General features: G+C 35.5%; 3 protein-coding genes. 1 reads left to right on the top strand and 2 read right to left on the bottom strand.

Annotated elements, in window-relative coordinates; all coding sequences use genetic code 11:
- The coding region (locus IBX42_RS12360; RefSeq protein WP_294933233.1) for a C-terminal helicase domain-containing protein at positions 1-458 on the top strand (458 nt) is incomplete at its 5' end.
- Positions 459-565: 107 nt separating this feature from the next.
- Here IBX42_RS12360 and IBX42_RS12355 read toward each other — a convergent pair.
- Together IBX42_RS12355 and IBX42_RS12350 are read right to left on the bottom strand one after the other, a co-directional pair.
- Positions 566-970, bottom strand: a complete 405-nt coding sequence (locus IBX42_RS12355) for a hotdog domain-containing protein (protein ID WP_294933232.1) — start codon at positions 968-970, stop codon at positions 566-568.
- 448 nt (positions 971-1,418) lie between these two features.
- A partial coding sequence (locus tag IBX42_RS12350; protein ID WP_294933231.1) for a hypothetical protein occupies positions 1,419-1,795 on the bottom strand: 377 nt, incomplete at its 5' end.

The following is a 1,795-nucleotide window of genomic DNA, read 5'->3' as shown; positions in this document are numbered from 1 at the left end:
TGCTTGACAATGAAAAACTAGAGCAAGTTCTTGTGTTTATGGCAAACAAAAGAGCTACGGACAACATTGCGGCTAAGTTTAAAAAGTACGGCTACAAGGCGGAGTCGTTTCACGGAGATCTGCTTCAAGATGAGCGCACTCTTACGCTAGATGAGTTTAAAGCCAAAAAGATACGCATACTCTTTGCAACCGATATAGCCGCTAGAGGATTAGATATAGACAATGTCTCATGTGTTATAAACTTTGACCTTCCTCGCTCGCCTACCGACTATATCCACCGCATTGGACGTACAGCAAGAGCCGGCAGGTCAGGAACGGCTATCTCGTTTATATCTCACGAGGATAGAGCGCATTTTGGTATCATTCAAAAGAGATGCAAGGTAAATATAGCAATGGAGCAGATAGAGGGGTTTGAACTAAAAGGCGAAGCCGCCATAAAAGTAAAAGGTCCGAAATAAAGGCAAATAAAGGGGTCAGGTGATAACAATAACATTTCAAATTATTTCTACTTTATTATCGTTATCACCTGCCCCCCGCTAATTTAAAGAAGTACTCAGTAGGGTTTTTATAACAAATCTCTTACATCATCGTCAACATCATCACGAATAACATCAGCAACATTAATAGACTTTCCATCTTCATCAACTGTTACAAAAGTAAATATCGCTTCAGTCACATTATATTCTTCATGTGATTTTTTACAACGAACCATTACATTGACATTTATTTGTATAGATGTATTACCTATTTTAATAATTTCTGTGTAAATCGTTACTATATCACCGTTTCTTATGGGCTTTAAAAAATGCAAATCTGTTACCGACACGGTAACCGCACCCGAATCTACAATGTCTTCTACTGCTATAGAAGCTGCTTTATCCATCTTTGCCATAATCCAGCCACCAAAAACAGTGCCTGAATGATTTAAATCACCCGGGTATGCTCTGCCTCTTAATGATATTTTTTTCATAAATTCACCTCATATAATACAAATAGCCTAACATTTACACTACAGAGCCACTTTCAAATTCCCAAAATCACTTCTTAATTTAAGTTTTTTGAAAGTTTAAAAAAGGCTCATTAAAGCTGAGTTTTCTGATATTTTAAGTAAATTTTTTTTACAAATAGCATACCAAAAACAAGAGAAACTCAGTAACAAAAATTATACCATCCTTATCAGAAATGTGGCTTAAAATTACAAATCTTGAAAACTCACTTTTTCCTCAGTTGCAAGCTTCTTTAGGAGTACTCAGCTCCAAATAAAGGGGTCAAGAATAAAGGGGTCAGGTGATAACGATAACGATAACAAATAGAAATAATTTGAAATGTTATTTGAAATTTCACTGTTAAGAAACTATTGCCTTTTTTATTTTTTACCTCTGGTTTAAGTTATTCTTTATAGGATTGCTTAAAAAAGTCTACAGATTTCCTCCAGGAATATCCATTGCGTTTAAGAACAGGTTATAACCGACGAACAATTCAACAACACCTATGATTTCTAATATTTCTTCAATATCAACATTATTTAATCTCAATGTTTCAAACAATTTATCCTCAACTTTAGTGCTATTTTTATTTATTTCCCTTGCCAGATTAAATAAAAGTTTCTCTTTTTCATTTAGCCCTAACGCATCAAGATTATTTTCAATATTACCCGCATCAATTCCCATTGAATCAAGCATCATCATGTGAGCGTCTACACAATAGGCACAAGAGTTTTGTATCGAAACTATCACTGCAACTTGCGCATAGCGTTCAAACCGGCCACCAAACGCGCAGAGCATCCGGCCACCTC

The organism is Sulfurimonas sp. (assembly GCF_014859695.1).
Taxonomy (GTDB): Bacteria; Campylobacterota; Campylobacteria; order Campylobacterales; family Sulfurimonadaceae; genus Sulfurimonas.
This window is presented reverse-complemented; position numbering and strand designations above follow the sequence as displayed.